We start from the raw sequence: 1,938 nt of genomic DNA, 5'->3' as shown, positions 1-1,938 counted from the left end.
CCTCCGCGCCGCCCAGTACCCCGCCGATGCTCAGGCCATCGCCGAGGTGAAAAACGCCGCCGACCCCAGTTGGCCCACCACCGCCGAGATGCTGCGGCACAGCTACGAGAGCCGCAGCCCCGCGCACGCTTACGCCGATGTGGTTGCTGAGCAAGGCGGGCGCGTGGTGGGCGTGGGCAGCCTCGGCCCCGACAGTTTTGCCCACGAGGATTGGCGTTACTGGGGCGGCTTGCTGGTGCATCAAGAGGCGCAGCGGGCAGGCATTGGCACGGCGATTTATGAAGAATTGCTGCGCTGGGCCAAGGCGCGGGGCGCACGCGAACTCCGCACCATGCTCAGCGACCTGCCCCACGACGCGGCGGGCGTCACTTTTTTGCAAAAACGCGGCTTCCAGCCGAAATGGGAACGCTACGAATCCAGCCTTCACACACGGGAGGCTGACCTGCACGCCTTCGATGGCCTTTTGGCGCGGGTGGCGGCGGGCGGCATCCGGCTGGTGCCCCTCTCGGAACTCGGCGGGCCGCAGCACCAGCACTGGCTCTACGAACTGGACTGGCTGCTGTTTCAGGACGTGCCGCTGGGCCTGACCCTCACGCGGCGGCCTCTGGAGGAATGGGTCAAGGACGAACTGGACGACCCCACGCTGCGGCCCCAGCTTTCGTTCGTGGCGCTTGACCCCATGCGGGACGACCCGCTGACGGGGCCGTATATCGGCTACAGCACCATCGGCTGGAATCCGGCGGGTGAGTACGCCTACATCGGCATGACGGGCGTGCGGCGCGAGTACCGGGGGCGGGGGATTGCCAAGGCGCTCAAGGTGGCAGCGATGCAGGCACTGGCAGCGGCGGGCGGCGGTGAAATCAAGACCTTCAACGACCCGCCGAACCAGGCCATGTTGACCATGAACGAAAGACTTGGCTTCAAGCGAGTGGCGACCCGCACGCGCTACGAACTGACCCTGGAGGAACACGCATGACCTTGAACATCCGCCCCGCCAACCCCAAAGACCTCGCCGCCGCTCTCGACATCTACAATGCCGTTTATCCCGAGCACGCCGAGACCCTGGAAGAAACCGAGCACTTTCTGGCGCAGTTGCGAGACAGCCGCCTCCATCCACATTTTCAGGACTGGATAGCCGAAGTGGACGGCAGGCCCGTCGGCACGGCGCGGCTATGGCAGGCTCCCTGGATGTTTCACCCTGACCGCTACCACCTCGAACTGATGGTCTTGCCCGAGTTCAGGCGGCAGGGCATCGGCGGGGCGCTGTTTGCGGCGGTGCAGCAGCACTGGCAGGAACGCGGCGCGAAAGAAGTGCTGGCGGGCGCCAAGGAAACCGAAGCCCACGCGCTGGCGATGCTGGAGCGCCGGGGCTTTGGCGAGGTACTGCGCTTTTTCGACAACGTGCTGCGGCTGGAGAACTTCGACGCGGCCCAGTGGCAACCACAGATGGAGCTGCCGGAAGGCGTGCGGGCGCTGACCTTTGCCGACCTGCAAACGGAACTCGGCGAGGAAGCCGCGTGGCTTGCCTACTACGCCTGTCAGTCCGAGGCGCGGGTGGACGTGCCACGCACTGCGCCCCCCAGTGAGGTCACGCTGGAGGACTTCCGGAATTACCGCAGCAAGGCGACCTTCGACTCGGCGGGCGTGTGGCTGGCGGTCACGGATGCGGGCGAGGCGGTGGCGCTCTCGGAACTGTGGCGCGACAGCGCCGACCCGCAGCGGCTGAACATCGGCCTGACCGGAACGCGGCGGGCGTGGCGGCGGCGCGGCCTGGGGCTGGCGCTCAAACTGCGCGGCATGGTGCAGGCCCAGCAGCAGGGCATCCGCGAAATCTGGACGAACAACGCCAGCAACAACGTACCGATGCTCTCGCTGAATGCCCGCCTGGGCTTCGTGCGGCAGCCCGCGCATGTGGAGTGTCGGTGGGGGAAGGTCTAA

At 66.8% G+C, this 1,938-nt stretch carries 2 protein-coding genes; both read left to right on the top strand.

The genetic code is table 11. From position 1 onward, the window contains the following. Nucleotides 1-976, top strand: a 976-nt coding sequence (locus Q4C89_RS13680) for a GNAT family N-acetyltransferase (protein ID WP_368493242.1), incomplete at its 5' end; no start/stop codon positions are given. Continuing rightward, nucleotides 973-1,938: a GNAT family N-acetyltransferase gene (locus tag Q4C89_RS13675; RefSeq protein ID WP_303103176.1), complete on the top strand. Its 966-nt coding sequence runs from the start codon at nucleotides 973-975 to the stop codon at nucleotides 1,936-1,938. The genes Q4C89_RS13680 and Q4C89_RS13675, both read left to right, overlap by 4 nt.

Origin of the sequence: Deinococcus sp., assembly GCF_030523985.1 — a bacterium.
GTDB lineage: Bacteria > Deinococcota > Deinococci > Deinococcales > Deinococcaceae > Deinococcus.
This window is presented reverse-complemented; position numbering and strand designations above follow the sequence as displayed.